This is a genomic window from Granulicella mallensis, assembly GCF_014203225.1.
In the GTDB taxonomy this organism is placed as follows: Bacteria; Acidobacteriota; Terriglobia; order Terriglobales; family Acidobacteriaceae; genus Granulicella; species Granulicella mallensis_A.
In genome coordinates this window covers 1-16,944 of the sequence record NZ_JACHIO010000015.1, presented here as the reverse complement: position 1 = coordinate 16,944, position 16,944 = coordinate 1, and the positions used below count along the sequence as shown (strand labels likewise).

At 58.1% G+C, this 16,944-nt stretch carries 26 protein-coding genes; 1 reads left to right on the top strand and 25 read right to left on the bottom strand.

Annotated elements, in window-relative coordinates:
• The first annotated feature begins 181 nt into the window (after positions 1–181).
• The gene (locus HDF15_RS17035; RefSeq protein WP_184257659.1) at positions 182–2,020 is read left to right on the top strand and encodes a phosphoenolpyruvate carboxykinase (GTP); all 1,839 of its coding nucleotides are present in this window, start codon (positions 182–184) and stop codon (positions 2,018–2,020) included.
• Positions 2,021–2,179: 159 nt separating this feature from the next.
• On the opposite strand, the gene map is transcribed toward HDF15_RS17035, so the two are convergent.
• From map to HDF15_RS16910, 25 genes are all read right to left on the bottom strand, one after another.
• Positions 2,180–2,929 (bottom strand): type I methionyl aminopeptidase, encoded by a 750-nt coding sequence (map, locus tag HDF15_RS17030; RefSeq protein ID WP_044177677.1) that lies wholly within the window; start codon positions 2,927–2,929, stop codon positions 2,180–2,182.
• A 68-nt stretch (positions 2,930–2,997) separates the two neighbouring features.
• Positions 2,998–3,705 (bottom strand): adenylate kinase, encoded by a 708-nt coding sequence (locus HDF15_RS17025; RefSeq protein ID WP_184257657.1) that lies wholly within the window; start codon positions 3,703–3,705, stop codon positions 2,998–3,000.
• Positions 3,706–3,842: 137 nt separating this feature from the next.
• Positions 3,843–5,252 (bottom strand): preprotein translocase subunit SecY, encoded by a 1,410-nt coding sequence (gene secY / locus HDF15_RS17020; RefSeq protein ID WP_184257655.1) that lies wholly within the window; start codon positions 5,250–5,252, stop codon positions 3,843–3,845.
• 165 nt (positions 5,253–5,417) lie between these two features.
• A complete protein-coding gene (gene rplO / locus HDF15_RS17015) occupies positions 5,418–5,882 on the bottom strand; it encodes a 50S ribosomal protein L15 (RefSeq protein ID WP_014263826.1) in 465 nt (154 codons plus the stop codon).
• 128 nt (positions 5,883–6,010) lie between these two features.
• Entirely contained in the window at positions 6,011–6,196 is a 186-nt protein-coding gene (gene rpmD, locus HDF15_RS17010; protein ID WP_184257653.1) for a 50S ribosomal protein L30, read from the bottom strand.
• Between the two features lie 99 nt (positions 6,197–6,295).
• Positions 6,296–6,802 carry a 30S ribosomal protein S5 gene (rpsE, locus tag HDF15_RS17005; RefSeq protein WP_014263824.1) on the bottom strand — a complete coding sequence of 169 codons (507 nt, stop codon included), beginning with the start codon at positions 6,800–6,802 and terminating at the stop codon, positions 6,296–6,298.
• Positions 6,803–6,846: 44 nt separating this feature from the next.
• Positions 6,847–7,212: a 50S ribosomal protein L18 gene (gene rplR / locus HDF15_RS17000; protein ID WP_014263823.1), complete on the bottom strand. Its 366-nt coding sequence runs from the start codon at positions 7,210–7,212 to the stop codon at positions 6,847–6,849.
• Positions 7,213–7,334: 122 nt separating this feature from the next.
• The gene (gene rplF, locus HDF15_RS16995) at positions 7,335–7,874 is read right to left on the bottom strand and encodes a 50S ribosomal protein L6 (protein ID WP_184257651.1); all 540 of its coding nucleotides are present in this window, start codon (positions 7,872–7,874) and stop codon (positions 7,335–7,337) included.
• A gap of 148 nt (positions 7,875–8,022) precedes the next feature.
• A complete protein-coding gene (gene rpsH / locus HDF15_RS16990; protein WP_184257649.1) occupies positions 8,023–8,421 on the bottom strand; it encodes a 30S ribosomal protein S8 in 399 nt (132 codons plus the stop codon).
• A gap of 200 nt (positions 8,422–8,621) precedes the next feature.
• Positions 8,622–8,807 (bottom strand): type Z 30S ribosomal protein S14, encoded by a 186-nt coding sequence (locus HDF15_RS16985; protein ID WP_014263820.1) that lies wholly within the window; start codon positions 8,805–8,807, stop codon positions 8,622–8,624.
• Positions 8,808–8,873: 66 nt separating this feature from the next.
• Entirely contained in the window at positions 8,874–9,422 is a 549-nt protein-coding gene (rplE, locus tag HDF15_RS16980; protein ID WP_014263819.1) for a 50S ribosomal protein L5, read from the bottom strand.
• A 156-nt stretch (positions 9,423–9,578) separates the two neighbouring features.
• Positions 9,579–9,920 (bottom strand): 50S ribosomal protein L24, encoded by a 342-nt coding sequence (gene rplX / locus HDF15_RS16975; protein WP_184257906.1) that lies wholly within the window; start codon positions 9,918–9,920, stop codon positions 9,579–9,581.
• 116 nt (positions 9,921–10,036) lie between these two features.
• The gene (gene rplN, locus HDF15_RS16970; RefSeq protein ID WP_014263817.1) at positions 10,037–10,408 is read right to left on the bottom strand and encodes a 50S ribosomal protein L14; all 372 of its coding nucleotides are present in this window, start codon (positions 10,406–10,408) and stop codon (positions 10,037–10,039) included.
• A gap of 93 nt (positions 10,409–10,501) precedes the next feature.
• Positions 10,502–10,852 carry a 30S ribosomal protein S17 gene (gene rpsQ / locus HDF15_RS16965; RefSeq protein ID WP_014263816.1) on the bottom strand — a complete coding sequence of 117 codons (351 nt, stop codon included), beginning with the start codon at positions 10,850–10,852 and terminating at the stop codon, positions 10,502–10,504.
• A 2-nt stretch (positions 10,853–10,854) separates the two neighbouring features.
• The gene (gene rpmC / locus HDF15_RS16960; RefSeq protein ID WP_014263815.1) at positions 10,855–11,067 is read right to left on the bottom strand and encodes a 50S ribosomal protein L29; all 213 of its coding nucleotides are present in this window, start codon (positions 11,065–11,067) and stop codon (positions 10,855–10,857) included.
• A 92-nt stretch (positions 11,068–11,159) separates the two neighbouring features.
• Entirely contained in the window at positions 11,160–11,594 is a 435-nt protein-coding gene (rplP, locus tag HDF15_RS16955; protein ID WP_158824402.1) for a 50S ribosomal protein L16, read from the bottom strand.
• A 172-nt stretch (positions 11,595–11,766) separates the two neighbouring features.
• Complete coding sequence (rpsC, locus tag HDF15_RS16950) at positions 11,767–12,438, bottom strand: 30S ribosomal protein S3 (RefSeq protein ID WP_014263813.1); 672 nt, start codon at positions 12,436–12,438, stop codon at positions 11,767–11,769.
• A 130-nt stretch (positions 12,439–12,568) separates the two neighbouring features.
• Positions 12,569–13,090 (bottom strand): 50S ribosomal protein L22, encoded by a 522-nt coding sequence (rplV, locus tag HDF15_RS16945; protein ID WP_184257647.1) that lies wholly within the window; start codon positions 13,088–13,090, stop codon positions 12,569–12,571.
• A 47-nt stretch (positions 13,091–13,137) separates the two neighbouring features.
• On the bottom strand, positions 13,138–13,422 hold the full coding sequence (rpsS, locus tag HDF15_RS16940) for a 30S ribosomal protein S19 (protein WP_014263811.1): 285 nt from the start codon (positions 13,420–13,422) through the stop codon (positions 13,138–13,140).
• Between the two features lie 102 nt (positions 13,423–13,524).
• A complete protein-coding gene (gene rplB / locus HDF15_RS16935; RefSeq protein ID WP_014263810.1) occupies positions 13,525–14,349 on the bottom strand; it encodes a 50S ribosomal protein L2 in 825 nt (274 codons plus the stop codon).
• A 120-nt stretch (positions 14,350–14,469) separates the two neighbouring features.
• Positions 14,470–14,763 carry a 50S ribosomal protein L23 gene (locus HDF15_RS16930; RefSeq protein WP_014263809.1) on the bottom strand — a complete coding sequence of 98 codons (294 nt, stop codon included), beginning with the start codon at positions 14,761–14,763 and terminating at the stop codon, positions 14,470–14,472.
• Positions 14,763–15,431: a 50S ribosomal protein L4 gene (gene rplD / locus HDF15_RS16925; RefSeq protein ID WP_184257645.1), complete on the bottom strand. Its 669-nt coding sequence runs from the start codon at positions 15,429–15,431 to the stop codon at positions 14,763–14,765. Before rplD ends, HDF15_RS16930 begins: the two co-directional genes overlap by 1 nt.
• A 95-nt stretch (positions 15,432–15,526) precedes the next feature.
• A complete protein-coding gene (gene rplC / locus HDF15_RS16920; RefSeq protein WP_184257643.1) occupies positions 15,527–16,255 on the bottom strand; it encodes a 50S ribosomal protein L3 in 729 nt (242 codons plus the stop codon).
• A 133-nt stretch (positions 16,256–16,388) separates the two neighbouring features.
• Positions 16,389–16,706, bottom strand: a complete 318-nt coding sequence (rpsJ, locus tag HDF15_RS16915) for a 30S ribosomal protein S10 (RefSeq protein WP_014263806.1) — start codon at positions 16,704–16,706, stop codon at positions 16,389–16,391.
• Between the two features lie 144 nt (positions 16,707–16,850).
• A partial coding sequence (locus tag HDF15_RS16910; protein WP_184257641.1) for a hypothetical protein occupies positions 16,851–16,944 on the bottom strand: 94 nt, incomplete at its 5' end.

Below are 16,944 nucleotides of genomic sequence, written 5' to 3'. Positions count from 1 at the left end.
AGCTGGCTCCAGTCCTCCTCAAACGGTGGGGCTCTCAGCTCCAAAAGCCCCTGCCAGGCGTCCCTCTCTTCGATAACCGCTCGTTTTTGCTTTTTCTTGAGACATTTCCGGGGTGTCTTGACGACAGGCGTACCCTGGCTGCTCTAGTGTTTTTGCATCCCTTCCGAGGGTGGAGGAAACCATGTCTGCGGCAACAAAAAGCCCTTTGGCTTCAACTCGTATTCTGACTACCAACAAACACCTGATCCGCTGGGTCGAAAAGATGGCCGAACTCACGCAGCCGGCAGCGATCCATTGGATCGACGGCTCCGCGGAAGAGAATGAGTATCTCTGCCGTCAGCTCGTCGACGCAGGAACCTTTATCAAGCTGAACCAGGAGCTGTGGCCCGGATGCTACTACGCTCGCTCCTCTCCGAACGATGTCGCGCGCGTGGAGGACCGTACGTTCATCTGCTCGCTGTCGAAGGACAACGCCGGGCCGACGAACAACTGGGAAGATCCGTTCGTCATGCGCAAGAAGCTGAAGCAGCTGTTTCGCGGAGCGATGCGCGGCAGAACCATGTACGTTCTGCCCTATTCGATGGGGCCCATCGGCTCGCCGATGTCACAGATCGGGGTGCAGCTCACGGACTCTGCCTATGCCGTGGTGAACATGCGCATCATGGCCAGGATCGGTGCTCCGGTATTTGCCGAGATCGATAAGGATGTGAAGCGCGTCGTCCCCTGCATGCACACCGTCGGCGCTCCGCTGACGCCCGGTCAGCAGGACGTGTCCTGGCCGCAGAACGACACCAAGTACATCGTTCACTTCCCGGAGACGCGCGAGATCTGGAGCTACGGCTCGGGCTACGGCGGCAATGCCCTGTTAGGCAAGAAGTGCTTTGCCTTGCGCATCGCCTCCAACATCGCTCGTGATGAAGGCTGGATGGCGGAACACATGCTCATCCTCGGAGTGGAATCTCCCCAGGGAGAAAAGACCTACGTAGCCGCGGCGTTCCCCTCCGCCTGCGGCAAGACCAACTTCGCGATGATGATTCCTCCCGAAGGCTTCGACGGCTGGAAGGTTTGGACCGTCGGCGACGACATCGCGTGGATCAAGCCGGACGCCACAGGCCAGCTCCGTGCCATCAACCCAGAGGCAGGCTTCTTCGGCGTAGCTCCCGGCACCAGCGGCAAGACCAATCCCAATGCCATGGCGACACTCAGCCGCAATACGATCTTTACCAACGTCGCGCTGACGCCGGAAGGCGGCGTCTGGTGGGAGGGCATGACCGACGAGCCGCCCGCCGAGTGCCTCGACTGGCGTGGCGAGCTCTGGACGCCGGAGATTGGCCGCGAGACGGGCAAACCTGCCGCACATCCGAACGGCCGCTTCACCGCACCCGCCGTGCAGTGCCCAAGCATCGACCTGGCCGCCTGGGAGTCGCCCGACGGCGTTCCCATCTCGGCCTTTCTCTTCGGCGGCCGCCGTGCCACGACCATCCCACTGGTCTTCCAGGCCTTCAACTGGTCATCAGGCGTCTATCTCGGTGCGACGATGGGCTCTGAGACCACTGCGGCCGCTGGAGGCGCGCTGGGCAAGGTGCGCCGCGACCCAATGGCGATGCTTCCCTTCTGCGGCTATCACATGGGTGATTACTTCCGGCACTGGCTCAAGATGCAGCGCGAGCTCTCCGTCACGCCGCGCGTCTTCCACGTCAACTGGTTCCGCAAGGACGAGAGCGGTAAGTTCCTGTGGCCCGGCTTCAGCGAAAACATGCGCGTCCTCAAGTGGATCGTCGATCGCGTACGCGGCCGTGCCCAGGGCAAGGAGACCTCCATCGGCTGGACACCGCACTACGAAGACATGAACTGGAACGGCCTGGACATGCCTCGCGATCGATTCGACGAGTTGCAAAAGGTAGACCGTGCAGCCTGGCGGCACGAGGTGATGGGACACGAAGAACTGTTCCTCGCTCTGCATGACCATCTACCACCGGAGATGATCTACGAGCGCGAACTTTTGATCTGCAGGTTGTAGTGCCCTGCTTTCTTACATATTCATCAGAAGCGTCATCCTTCGACTACGCACCTAGCAAAAATCTCGGGCCTAATCGAATCAAAACAGCTAAGGGCCCCTGTTCTACAGGGGCCCTTAGCTGCAATCACAAATGCAAAGACAAATTGCGTAGTCGAGGAATTAAAGCGTCAGGATAACCGGGCCATCGTTGGTAATGGCAACCGTATGCTCGAAGTGGGCGCTGACACTGCCATCGGTTGTGATAGCGGTCCAGCCATCCTCAAGCACCTTTACCTCTGCCGTGCCAGCATTGATCATCGGCTCGATCGCCAACACCATGCCGGCCTTCAGGCGAGGCCCCTTGCCGGGGTCTCCGAAGTTAGGAACCTGCGGGTCTTCGTGCATGGACTTGCCGATACCGTGCCCGACAAACTCGCGCACAATGCCGTAGCCTTCTTTTTCGCACATGCTCTGTACCGCGTGGGAGATGTCAAAGAGACGGCCGCCAACAACAGCCTTGTCGATGGCCGCATAGAGCGAGGCCTCGGTAACGCGCAGCAGCTTGGCAACCGCAGGGCTGAGCTTGCCGACCGGATAGGTCACAGCACAGTCAGAGTAATAGCCATCGACGATGACGCCGCAATCCACGGAGACAACATCTCCCTCGCGCAGTGTACGCCGCTCGCTGGGAATGCCGTGGATGACCTCTTCGTTCACCGAGGTGCAAAGTACCGCCGGATACCCGTGGTATCCCTTGAAGGCAGCCTTCGCTCCAAGCTCTGCGACCTTGGCTTCAGCCGCGCGTTCCAGGTCCATGGTGGTCACACCGGCGCGAACTACAGACTTCACAGCCTCGTGCACCTTGCGCAGGGCAATGCCGGAGATGCGCATCTTTTCGATCTCGGCAGCGGATTTGATGAGAATAGCCATAAATTCAGGGGTGGAACGTTGAAAGCCGTACGCAGAGAGGGAGCATAAGAGCTCTCCTCTTTCAAACTTTATTCTCCGTTTTCCGGATGATGCCGAAGCTTCAGAAGCGCGGCACGGATGCCTTTTGTCACCTCATCAACAGGACGATCCCCATCGACCTCGGCAAAGCGATTTCCGTGTGAACGATAGTATTCGATGACAGCCGCCGTCTTGACCCGGAAGGTCTTCATGCGCTCATGAAAGACCTCTTCCGTATCGTCAGCGCGCTGTTCGAGCTTGCTGCCATCGACATCACAGATGCCTTCAACCTTGGGCGGAGTGGTGTAGATGTTGTAGATGCGCCCGGCGGGAGAGATACGCCGCCCGGTAATGCGCTCCAGCAGGACCTTTTCGTCGACAACAATATTGACCGCAACGACCGGCAGCAGGTAGGCAACAAGTTGACCGTCGAGCCACTCCGCCTGGTTGAGCGTGCGCGGAAAGCCATCCAGGATGTAGCCGTGCTGGGTATCAGGATCCTGAAAACGGACCGCCACCATCTGGTTGACGAGATCGTCAGGAACCAGCTTACCCTGGCTCATCAGCTCATCGGCCAGCATGCCAAGCGGCGTGTGATTGCGCCGATGCTCACGCAGCAGATCGCCGGTAGAGATCTGAGGGATGTTGAACTCATCCATCAAACGTTTGGCCTGTGTGCCTTTGCCCACTCCGGGTGCCCCGAGCAACAGTACAGGGCCGGGAAGGAAATCGCTCGCGTTGGGAAGGGGTTTAGACATAGGACTCAGCTTTGATGAAGAACAAGGGTGAAGAGGTTCATCGTTCTACCTTGAAGAATCACAAAGGATGAACGAACAACGTAAGAACCCACGCCCAGACCTGCAGACGTGGGTTCCTGCGTCAAACGAGTTTGAAACTACCAGCTACGGCGGCCACGAATACGCCCGGACTTGGGCGTAAAGCCTTCGTAGTGGCGCATGATCAGTTGCGATTCGATCTGCTGCACCGTATCCATGGCAACACCCACAACGATCAGCAACGATGTGCCGCCGAAGTAGAAGTTAAGGCCAAGGCCATTGGTAGTCCACGTTGGAAGGGTATCGAAGAACTTGCCAACGAGCCACAGATGGTTGAAGTGGATACCGCTGACCAGCATCGTCGGAATGATCCAAATAATACTGAGATAGATCGCTCCAACCAGTGTGATGCGCGTCAGCACATCGTTGATGAAATCGGAGGTGCGCTTGCCTGGACGGATGCCGGGAATAAAGCTGCCGTACTTGCGCATATTGTCCGCGATATCGTCCGGACGGAAGATGATCGAGATGTAGAAGTACGCGAAGAAGATGATCGCCGCAATCGAGATGAGTTCATACCAGGGTTCAGAGGGCGCGAGGTTCCGGAAGACGGGCCCCAGGTATTTGCTATCGCGGAGAGGAACGCCGAAGACATTGACACCCTGCAACAAGAGCGGGAATGACAGAATTGAGCTGGCGAAGATGACCGGCATCACGCCACCGGAGTTCACCTTGAGCGGCAGAAAGCTGGAATCCGGTGCAGCCATGCGGCGACCGACCATACGCTTGGCTGACTGAATCGGAATACGGCGCTCAGAGCGTTCTACATAAACAATGAAGGCCACAACAGCGATCATCAACGCGATAATCATCCCAACCGCAATGGGAGTAAAACCACCCCAGACAGCTGTATGGGCCTTCTCGTAGAGGTCCTCCACACCGCGTGGCAAGCCGACGACGATACCCGTGAAGATCAGCAGCGACATACCATTGCCAATGCCACGCTCTGTGATCTGCTCACCCAGCCACATGATAAAGGCGGTGCCGCAGGTCAGAGTGATAACGCACAGTGGAATGAACTGAGCACGGCTGACGTTGACCATCGACTGGCCGGCCTGCGTGCTGGTCAAAGTAAGAGCGATGAAGAAGCTCTGCACAACCGCCAGAACCACCGTGACGTAGCGCGTCCACTGGGTGATCTTGCGGCGGCCAAGCTCGCCTTCCTTCTGCAGCTTCGCCAACGGCTCATAGATAACCGTAAGCAACTGGAAGATGATCGACGCCGTAATGTAAGGCATGATGCCCAGCGCGAAGATTGTTGCCTTGCGCAGGTTGCCGCCATTGAACAGATCGAGCAGTCCCAGAGCCGAGCCGGAGTTCTGATTGAAGAACTGCGCGACCATGTCGGCGTTGATGCCGGGCGTAGGAATATGTCCACCCAGGCGGTAGATCGCGAGCATCCCGAGCGTAAAGCCAATGCGATTGCGCAGGTCGCGGATACGGAAGATGTTGAGGAATTTCTCGAGCATCGTGGAAGAAGGCCTTAAACCGAATTTCGGATTTCGAAGCTTCAGGCAGAGTACCGCACACTGTTTCAGCGGAACCGATCTCTGCTGGGGTTCTTGAGAAACATTCTACGCGGAAATTCGCGTTCACATAACAAGGCCGGGGCTCATGCCCCGGCCCATGAACCATTAGGCAGCGGAAACAGGTTCGCCAACAACGATAGCCTTACCGCCGGCAGCCTCGATAGCCTTCAAGGCAGCCTTCGAGAACTTGTGCGCATGCACCGTGACAGCCGACTTCAGCTCGCCGTTCGCGAGGACCTTCACCAGGCCGTTGCGCTTCTTCAGAATCCCATGCTCGGTGAGCTTCTCGAGGGTGAGTTCGCTCTCGTTCAGCTCGGCGATGCGGTCGAGGCCGAGGACGGCGTATTCGACGCGGAAGATGTTGGTAAAGCCACGCTTCGGCAGGCGGCGGTGCAGCGGCATCTGGCCGCCTTCAAAACCGCGCATCAGGCTGGAGCCCGAACGCGAACCCTGACCCTTGTGACCGCGGGTCGAGGTCTTACCCATACCCGAACCCATACCGCGGCCAACGCGCTTCTTGTTTTCATTCGCCTTTTTGGGCGCTTTGAGATTGCTGAGATTAAGTGCCATGATTTCCTCGCTAACGCCGGCTGGTAGCCGACTCGCATCTGTTGCGGAGATGTCAGTTCTCCGTTCCCGGTTCTCAGCTTCTTTGCATTCTCACTGACAACTGAGAACCAACCACTGAGAACATTTCACTAGTCGACGATACGGACGAGGTGAGGAATCTTATTCACCATACCGCGGATCGACGGTGTATCTTCGCGTTCGACAATCTGATTCAGGCGCGTGAAGCCCAGGCCCTTGACGACGAGCTTGTGCTTGACCGGCGTGCAGATCTGCGAGCGGAAGTACTGGAGTTTAATCTTGTTTTCGGCTGCCATTGTTCTTCTCCGTTGAGGGAGAGGATGGAGTGAAGAGGATAGAGTGTAGACCAAATCTTTCTCTACTCTCTATGCTCTATTCCCTACCCTCTGCATTTCTTAAAGTTCGTCGACTGACTTGCCACGCAGAGCGGCAACTTCAGCGCGATCGCGAAGCTGGGTGAGCGCGTCGAAGGTAGCCTTGATCACGTTGTGCGGATTGGCCGAGCCAAGGCTCTTGGTCAGCACGTTCTGCACACCGGCAGCGGTCATGACGGCGCGTACCGTCTTGCCGGCGATGACGCCCGTACCTTCAGGAGCGGGCTTCAATAGAACTTCACCCGAACCGAAGTGGCCAAGCACCTGGTGCGGAATCGTGTACTCCGTCAGGTTGACCTTGATCAGGTTCTTCTTCGCCGCTTCAATGCCCTTGCGGATAGCCTGGGGCACTTCCTTGGCCTTGCCGGAGCCGTAGCCGACCACGCCTTCAGCAGCGTCGCCAACGATGACCAGCGCCGCAAACGACATGTTCTTGCCGCCCTTGACGACCTTGGTGACGCGGTTGATGGAGACGACCTCATCCTTGAGGTTCATCCGGTTGCCGTCGAGTCTCTTCTTCGTAACCATTATTTTCCTTAATCCTTCTGGCGCGGTGCGCCTGACAGCAAACCTTAGAACTCCAGCCCGGCTTCGCGAGCAGCATCGGCCAGCGCCTTGATGCGACCGTGATACAGGTAACCGCCACGATCGAAGACCACCTTCTTGATGCCCTTCTCCTGAGCGCGCTCTGCGATCAGCTTGCCGACAGTCTTTGCGGCTTCAACGTTACCGCCTGCGGTCTTGCCCTCACCCTTCTTGCTGATGGTGGAAGCCGAGACGATGGTGGTGCCGGTCGCGTCGTCGATGAGCTGCGTGTAGATGTGGTTCAACGAACGATACACGTTGAGACGGGGACGCTCGGCGGTGCCGGAGATCTTCGCACGGATGCGAAAGTGCACGCGCTGGCGAATGTCATTGCGTTTGCGGAGATTGATCATGATCTTTCCTTCCTAGTAGCGTCGCCTCAATGAAGACGACGTTCGGTGAATTGCTGAGAGGTCAGGGCCAGGGTTCAGGGCCCAGAAAGCATCGCCTTCTGAACCCTAGACCCTACGCCCTATTACTTAGCGCCCGTCTTTCCGACCTTCTTCTTGAGCTTCTCGTCGGAGTAGCGAACACCCTTGTTCTTGTAAGGATCAGGCTTGCGCAGCGAACGCATGTCCGCGGCAATCTGGCCGACCTTCTGGCGATCGATGCCCGAGACCGTAACATGGGTCTGCTTGGGGTCGATGGCAACTTCGATACCGGTAGGCAAGGGGAACTCGATGGGGTGGGAGTAGCCGAGTGTGAACACGACCATATCCTTGCCCTTCATCTCGACGCGGTAACCGATACCGACAACGTCAAGCTCCTTCTTCCAGCCATTCGTCACACCCTCAACAGCGTTGAAGACGAGAGCGCGAGCCAGCCCGTGGACCGCAGCGTGCTTATCGTCAGGGCGCTCGACAGTAAGAATGCCGTCCTTCTCGGAAAGCGTGATGCCGTCGGGAATCAAAGCGTTAACTTTGCCCTTGGGACCCTCGACAACACAGATGTTGCTCTGCATTGTGTACTTGACGCCCTTAGGCAGCGTGATGGGCTTCTTGCCGATACGTGACATTTCAAAATCCTTTATGGCTTGCGAGTCGCGAAGAGTTTAGGCTTCGTTCCACTGCAGCCGGCGATCATGGCTCGCCTTGGGCCTGGGCCAAAGCCCTTTCAAACTTGTACGGGCAGCGGTGAGCCAAAGCCCACCGCTACCCCGGGAACTACCAGACTTCTGCGAGGATTTCGCCGCCAACACCTTCGCGACGGGCCTGACGTCCGGTCATAACACCCTTGGGGGTAGTCATGATCGAGATGCCGAGGCCACCCTGGACGCGACGAATCTCGTCCCTGCCCAGGTACACGCGGCAGCCGGGACGCGAGATGCGCTTGAGGTCGCGGATCACCGGCTCGTTGTTCGGGCCGTACTTCAGGTACACGCGCAGAACCTTCTGGCCTTCTTCTTCGGCGGCCTTGTAGTTTGCGATGTAGCCCTCTTCCTTGAGGATGCGGGCAATCTCAGTCTTGAGCTTGGAGGCTGGAGCGTCGAGCTTCTGGTGGCGAGCACGGTGTGCGTTGCGAATGCGCGTGAGGAAGTCTGCGACTGGATCGGTAAGGTTCATCGTTTTCCTTTCATCCCCCGTTCGCTCCGGACTGATCAGCCAGGAGAACCTGCGGGAATGGTTGTGGCGGTTCGCTTTGCAGCGTGTCACGCCGATATTTGTCTCACCCTCAGGGAGGGCCGGGGCTGAAGCCCCGTTCCACACCTAAAGCCCAAGGGACCGATGTCCATTGTGCTCTTAGGTGGAAGCGATTGCGCAGCTTACCAGCTGGACTTGACGACGCCCGGAATCTCGCCCTTGAGCGCAAGACCACGGAAGCACAGACGGCAGATACCGAACTTGCGCAGGAAAGCGCGCGGACGGCCGCAAAGCTGGCAGCGGTTGTGCTGGCGTGATTTGAACTTCGGCGTGCGGGCGTCTTTGACGCGCTTTGCTGTAGTAGCCATAACTTTTTACTCTCTCTATCTTACTGCAAACTTATCGAAACGATTCGAGGCCGAAACCTCTACAGCCTATGCACCCTGGCGGAACGGCATGCCGAAGTGCTTGAGCAGTGATCGAGCGCCATTGTCGTCCAATGCGGTCGTCACGATGGTGACGTTCATACCCTTGGTCTTGTCCACCTTCGCGTAGTCGATTTCAGCGAAGATCAACTGGTCGCGCAGGCCGAGCGTGTAGTTGCCGCGTCCATCGAACGACTTGGACGAAACACCACGGAAGTCACGTACGCGGGGCAGAGCGATCGAGATGAGGCGGTCGAGGAACTCGTACATCGTATCGCCGCGAAGGGTAACCATCGCACCGATCGGCATGCCCTCACGCAGCTTGAAGGCCGCGATGGACTTCTTCGCCTTGGTGATGACCGGCTTCTGACCGGCAATCGCGCCGAGATCGGCGAGCAAAGGATCCATGATCTTGACGTTCTGTGTCGCTTCGCCAAGACCCATGTTGATCACGATCTTCTCGAGCTTGGGAACCGCCATGATGTTGTCGAGGCCAAGGTCCTTCTGCAGGGCCAACTTGATCTCGCTGTGGTACTTCTCTTTCAAACGTGCTGCCATGTGGCTTCTTCTCTTTCTCCACGGTTCCGGGGTAGCTTGCGCTGTGTACCGTTTCGTGGGGTGCTCAATTGGAGATGTCAGCTCTCCGTTGTCCGTTCCCAGAAGATCATTTCGCCCTCACTGACAACCGAGAGCTCACTCCTGAGAACTAATTTCTTACTTCTTGGCCTTCGCCTTTTTCTCGACCTTATCGGCAATCACTACGCCGTTGGTACGAGCAACGCGGGTCTTCTTGTCACCTTCGACCTGGTGGCCGAGACGAGTTGCCTTGCCTTCGCTATCGACCAGCATCACGTTGGACACGTGGATCGGAGCTTCCTGCTCGGCGATGCCGCCGGCAATATTCCGCTGCGGGTCGGGCTTGACGTGCTTCTTGATCATGCCGACGCCTTCAACCAGCACGCGCTGCTTGGCGACGATGACACGCAGGACGCGGCCCTTCTTGCCCTTGTCCTTACCGGCGATGACGACAACCTGATCGTTGCGCTTGATGCGAATCTTGCTGGCGATGATCGGCTTGAACTTGCTTGGCATAACGACTCTCCTGCCTCGGCGATCCACTACCGCGGAGCCGGAATCCGCTTTATTGCGCCGCAAACCAATGCGGCGCGAAACTAAATGACTTCGGGAGCGAGCGAGACGATCTTGAGGAACTTCTTCTCGCGGAGCTCACGGGCGACGGGACCGAAGACGCGCGTGCCAACCGGCTCCATCGCATCGTTGATCACAACAGCCGCATTCTCATCGAAGCGGATATACGTGCCGTCGCGACGGCGATATTCCTTGTGCGTACGGACGATGACCGCCTTCACGACCTTGCCCTTCTTGACGGTGCCATCGGGAGAAGCTTCCTTGACGGCCGCCGTAACGACGTCGCCGAGACCGGCCTTCTTACCGAGACCGCCGCCGAGCGGCAGAATAACCTGGAGCTTGCGGGCGCCGGAGTTGTCGGCGACGGCAAGGATGGTGCGCATTTGAACTGCCATGGTAGATCTCCTTGCAGCAGCGGGAGGCCTGGGCCCCGCGCGGAAACTTGGTAGTGCATCGAGGCTAGAATCAACCCCTCAAAAACAAATCGATTACGCCTTCTGGATGGCGTTCTCGGCCCGCGACGGCTTCTCGTCAGGCAGAGCCGACAAGGACGAGCGGCGAATGATCTCCTCAAGCGACCAGCGCTTGAGCTTCGACAGAGGACGTGACTCGCGAATGCGGACGACATCGCCCACACGTGCTGAGTTCTGCTCGTCGTGCGCGTAGAACTTCTTGTTCGACTTCATCACGCGCTTGTACTTGGGGTGCGCCTTGCGCATTTCGATCTCGACAACGATGGTCTTCTGCATCTTGGTCGAGACGACCTGGCCGACCTTCTCATTGCGGCGCGGTGCGGCCTGCTCGGTCGCTGGCGCGGTAGTTACGGTGGTATCGGCCATGGTTATTCCTTCCCTGCCTTAGCGGTGGCGAGCTGACGCTCGCGAGCGATGGTCTTGAAGCGAGCAATGTCAAGCTTGAGGCTACGGATCTTGCTGACGCCCTCCTGCTTGCCGAGGCTCTTAGCGAAACGGATGCGGAAGAGCTGCTCAGCGGCCTTGGCCTCTTCGCCCTTCAACTCCTCTTCACTCAGACTGCGGATCTTTTCGAGTTCCATAATGACTTCCTTCTATGTTGTTGCCACTGCAAGCGAGGTAGAACAGATTCCTTACGGCGCTTGGAGCAGGCAACCAGAGATGCAAATAAAAGCTACTTAGCGGCCACTTCGGGCTTCATGCCGGGGCGGACGACGAAGGTGGTCTTGAGCGGCAGCTTGTGCGCCGCGAGACGCATGGCTTCCTTCGCAAGCTCAACCGGAACGCCTTCCATCTCGAACAGGATCTTGCCCGGACGAACGACGGCGACCCAGTGATCCGGAGCACCCTTGCCCTTACCCATACGGGTTTCGGCAGGCTTCTTGGTGATGGGCTTGTCCGGGAAGAGACGCAGCCAGACCTTGCCGCCACGCTTGATGAAACGCGTCATGGCGATACGAGAGGCCTCGATCTGGCGGTCGGTGATGTAACCGCACTCCAGAACCTTGAGACCAAAATCGCCAAACGAGATGTCGGAGCCGCGCCACGCCTTGCCGCACATGCGGCCGCGCTGCTGCTTGCGGTATTTAACCTTCTTGGGCAAAAGCATGAGGAATTCCTTCTAACGTCCGCGTGATGTTGCAATGAAACGTCCGCGAATGGGTCGGATGATTCAGCCGGGGTCTCTGCACTGGAAGTAGCCGCGCAGACTCGGGGCCGAAGCTTGTTAAGTTTACAGGAAATTTGCGGACTTATCCAGCCCGCAAATCTCCCGCAAAGATTTAGAACGCGCCGGTCGTGACAGGAGCCGGTTCGCGACGCTTCTTTTGCTCATAGATATCGCCGCGATAAACCCAGGTCTTGACGCCGATGATGCCGTAGGTGGTGTGCGCCTCGGCAAAACCGTAGTCAATGTCGGCGCGCAGCGTGTGCAGCGGCAGACGGCCCTGGAGATACCACTCCGAGCGTGCGATTTCGTTACCGTTCAGGCGGCCCGAAACGCGGACCTTGATGCCCTTGCAGCCGAAACGCAGCGCCGAATCGACGCTCTTACGCATCGCACGGCGGAACGAGACGCGCTTCTCGAGCTGCAGCGCGATGTTCTCGGCGACGAGCTGAGCATCGAGCTCCGGCTTGTTGACCTCGAGGATATCAATAAAGACCTCGCGGTTGGTCCGCTTCTGGATATCGGCCTTGAGCTTATCGATCTCCGCGCCCTTGCGGCCGATGATGATACCCGGACGCGCAGTGCGGATGATGAGGCGCAGCTTGTTGCCGGGGCGCTCGACCTCGACGGAGCTGACGCCGGCGGCCTTCAGCTTCTCGCGAAGCTCTGCCTTCAGCTTGACATCCTCAACCAGCAGCTTGTCAAAACCGCGCTCGGTGAACCACCGCGACTTCCACGGTTTGTTGATGCCGAGTCGGAATCCATACGGATGGACTTTCTGTCCCATAGCTTCCCTTTACCTGAGCCATAGCCGGTTGAGCCGGCGCGGCTGATACTGCAAATTACCTGTTAGAGAGAATCAACCGGTTGCTTTCTAAACTTCAGTCAACCGATTGCTTCTTGAAATTCCCGTTGAACTACTTAGCAGCAGCCTTCTTCGCTGGAGCCTTCTTGGCAGCAGCTTTCTTGGCTGGAGCCTTGGTAGCGGCCTTCTTCGCGGCGGGCTTGCCGGCAGTCTTCTTCGCCGGTGTAGCTGGAGCCTCAACGTTAGCCGTTGCAGCGGACTTCTTCTCCGCTACGGTGATGATGATGTGCGAAATGCGGCGCTGGTAGCGGAAGGCGCGTCCCATTGGAGCAGGGCGGATACGCTTCATGCGCGGGCCTTCGTTCGCGATGGCCGTCTTGACGTAGAGGTTATCGACGTCGACGTCCAGGCCCTGCTCGCCGGAGAGATACACGGCATTCTGCACTGCCGAACGCAGTACCTTCTCGACGATCGGGGACCAACGCTTGTTGGTGAACGCGACCGTGTTGATAGCGGCCTCAACGCGCTGACCCTTGATGAGGTCGAGCACGAGCTTGGCCTTCTGCGGACTGCCGCGCTGGAATTTGGCCTCGGCGCGGAACTCGGGAGCTTTCGGTGCTGTTACTTTTGCCATTGCTGATCCTTAGAACAAAAAGCAAACGCCTTTTGTCGAAATCTTTTTTACTTCGCCTTCGCTGTGTCGCCAGCCTTCGCGGAGTGGCCCTTGAAGGTGCGGGTAGCCGAGAACTCGCCGAGCTTGTGCCCGACCATGTTTTCGGTGCAGTAGACCGGAATGAACTTGCGCCCATTGTGCACAGCGATGGTGTGACCAACCATGTCGGGATGGATGGTGGACCGGCGCGACCAGGTGCGGATGACCTTCTTGTCGTTGGCGGCGTTCATGGTGTCGATCTTCACCATCAGGTGAGCGTCGATGAACGGGCCTTTCTTTGTCGAACGTGACATTTGAAACTCCTGGGTACTCGATACAACGAATCTCGTGAGGAGTTCCGAGACTTGGTGTTTGCCCGTCTGCATCGCCTTGGCGATGCTCCTCCGGGCTGTGAGTTACTTCGTGCGACGCTGAACGATGAACGTGTCAGTGCGCTTATTGTTACGAGTCTTGTAGCCACGTGTCGGCTGGCCCCACGGCGTAACCGGGTGACGGCCGCCTGAGGTCTTACCTTCACCACCACCGTGCGGGTGATCGACCGGGTTCATCGAGACGCCGCGGTTGGCCGGGCGAATGCCCTTCCAGCGGTTGCGTCCAGCCTTACCGATCGTGACATTCTCATGATCGGTGTTGCCGACCTGGCCGATCGTCGCCATGCACTCTACGAGTACCTTGCGAGTCTCGCCGGAGGGCAGCTTCAGGAGGGCGTAGTCGCCTTCCTTCGCGATCAGGTTGACCTGTGCGCCGGCCGAACGCGCCATCTGCGCACCCTTGCCAGGACGGAGTTCGATGTTATGAACGATCGTACCGGTAGGGATGAACTTGAGCGGCAGGGCGTTGCCGATCAGGATGTCGGCCTCGGGGCCGCTCATGATCTTCTGCCCAACCTTCAGCCCAACCGGCTGAATGATGTAGCGCTTCTCACCGTCCGCGTAGTTAATGAGCGCGATGCGCGAGCTGCGGTTCGGATCGTATTCAACGGTCGCGACGGTGCCGGGGATACCGTACTTGTCGCGCTTGAAGTCGATGAGGCGCAGCTTCTGCTTGTGGCCTCCGCCCTGGTGGCGGATGACCATCTTGCCCATGTTGTTACGGCCGCCGGTGCGCGGCTTTACAGCCAGCAGCGGCTTATACGGCTTGTCGGTCGTGATGTCGTCATTGACCAGCTTCGTCTGGAAGCGGAGGGTCGGCGTAATCGGACGGAAACTCTTAATCGGCATGGTGCTTCTTCCTTTGCCTGCCAGGCGCATATTGGTCTCGCGCCTGGCCTGGATCGTTGTCAGTTCTCAGTTGTCAGCTTTAAGTCGATCTTCTTCAGAACGGAGAACTGACAACTCGTACTAAATCTCTGCAGCGAAGTCGGGAACCTTCTCGCCGGCCTTCAGGCGGACATACGCCTTCTTCCAGTCGGGGAGGAAACCAGCGAACTTGCCACGACGACGCTCTTTGCCTACAACGTTGGCGGTGCGAATGCTCGCAACCTTGACGTTGAAGAGGTGCTCGACAGCCTGCTTGACCTCGGTCTTGCTGGCATTGGCGGCAACCTCGAATACGAGCGAGCCTTCAACTTCACGGCTCGTCAGGGCCTTCTCGGTAATGAGCGGACGACGAATGACGTTATAAACGGTAGGCATTATGCAGCCTCCTTCTCAGCGTGCTTGCGCTTGGAAACGGACTTCTTCAGCGTCTCCTGCAGGGCCTCGATCGCGGCCTTCGAGAAGATCGCATGCTCATACTTGAGCAGATCGTAGGGGTGAACCTCGGACGAGAGCACCAGCTCCACACCCTGAAGGTTACGCGAACCGAGATAGAGCTTCTCGCTGAGCTGCTGCGAGGTCTCTACCAGGAGCGCGGTCTTCTTCGCTTCGAGCTTGTTCAGCGCGGTGCGATAGAGCTTGGTCTTGCCTTCGCTCACATCGAAGTTCTCAACCACGGTGAACTTGCCGTCGGCAATCTTCGAAGCGATAGCCGAGCGCAGAGCGCCCATCAGCTTCTTGCGCGGGAAAGCATACTCATAGCTGCGCGGCTGAGGTCCGTGGACCGTACCGCCGCCACGCCAGAGGGGAGTGCGGATCGAACCGACGCGGGCGCGGCCCGTGCCCTTCTGCTTCCACAGCTTCTTACCTGCGCCGGAGACGAGCTTACGATTCTTGGTGGCGTGCGTACCCTGGCGAAGGCTGGCGCGATAGTGCTTGACCGCCTCCCAGAGCAGAGCCTCGTTTACTTCTCCCGCGAAAACCTCGTCGAGCTCGAACTCGCCGACCTTGGCTCCCGTGAGATTGACTACGTTGATGTTTGCCATCTTCTTCTCTCTTCGTGCGCACCATCGATGCGGTGCGCCTTAACTTTGTTCGTCTGCTGTATCGGTCTATTCCCCGAGCAGAGGTTTACGAATGCTTACTTCTTCTTGGGTGCTGCTGCCTTCTTGGAAGCCTTCAACGCGTCCTTCGTAGCGGCACCGGCAAATCCACGACGCTCACGCGGAGGAGCAACGGACTTCGAAACGAGAACATATCCATCACGAGCTCCGGGAACCGCGCCCTCAACGAGGAGAAGGTTGTCCTCTACGTCGATGCCGCGAATGCGGAGGTTGCGAACCGTCACCTGGTTGGTGCCCATGTGGCCAGGCATACGCTGACCAGGGAACACGCGCGAGGGGAACGACGAAGCGCCGATAGAACCCTGCACCTGGAACATATGACCGTGCGACTTGGGACCGCCGCCGAAACCGTGGCGGCGAATGACGCCCGCAAAACCACGCCCCTTGGAGTTGCCGATCACGTCGACAAAACGGGTCTCATTGAAGATCTCAACCGTGACGCGATCGCCAGCCTTCGGCGCCTCTTCACCCTCTTCAACGAACTCGATCTGAACTTCGCGGATCTCCCTGACAGGAGGCACATTCGACTTCGCGAAGTGTCCGGTCATGGCCTTGTTGATCTTGGAAGCCTTGACGAACTCAACGAGACCGATCTGGGCGGCGCTGTAGCCATCCGTCTGCTGGGTCTTGAGCTGCGTGATAACGCATGGGCCAACCTTCAGCACCGTAACCGGGTGAATATCACCGCGATCATCGAACAACTGCGTCATGCCGATCTTCTTACCGAGAATTCCTGTAACTGACATACTTCCCTTTCCTCATCATGCTGCGTTGATCGCGGCACTGTAGGTACTTCTTTTTTAGCGAGTCGGCCAGTCAGCTTGCTTCGCGTCAGCGAATCAGCTTTTAGGCTGACTTGCTGACTTGCTGACTTGCTTATTACTTGGTAACCGTCTTGATCTCTACGTCCACACCCGCCGGCAGGTCGAGCTTCATGAGCGCGTCGACGGTCTGCTGCGTGGGCTCAAGGATGTCGATCAGACGCTTGTGCGTGCGGATCTCGAAGGCCTCGCGCGACTTCTTGTCGACGTGGGGCGAGCGCAGAACGCAATACTTGTTCTTCATCGTCGGCAGGGGAATCGGTCCCGCAACCTGTGCGCCGGTGCGCTTAGCCGTCTCGACGATCTCGCTGGTGGAGACGTCCAGGACGCGGTAGTCATAAGCCTTGAGACGGATGCGAATGCGCTGCTGTGCCATGTTGAACCAATATCTTTCTATGCTTTGTCAAAAAGCACTTTATTCAAAGAACGCCTGGAGTGACTGCCGGCCGTCGTACCTCTTGGCGAACCGGCAGTCCTCGTTATCTGTATCCGAGAAGCAAAACCTTCTTATCGAAGAGTCTTACTTGATGATCTCGGAGATGGTACCCGCGCCGACGGTACGACCGCCTTCGCGGATTGCGAAGCGCAGGCCCTTCTCCATCGCCACCGGGGTG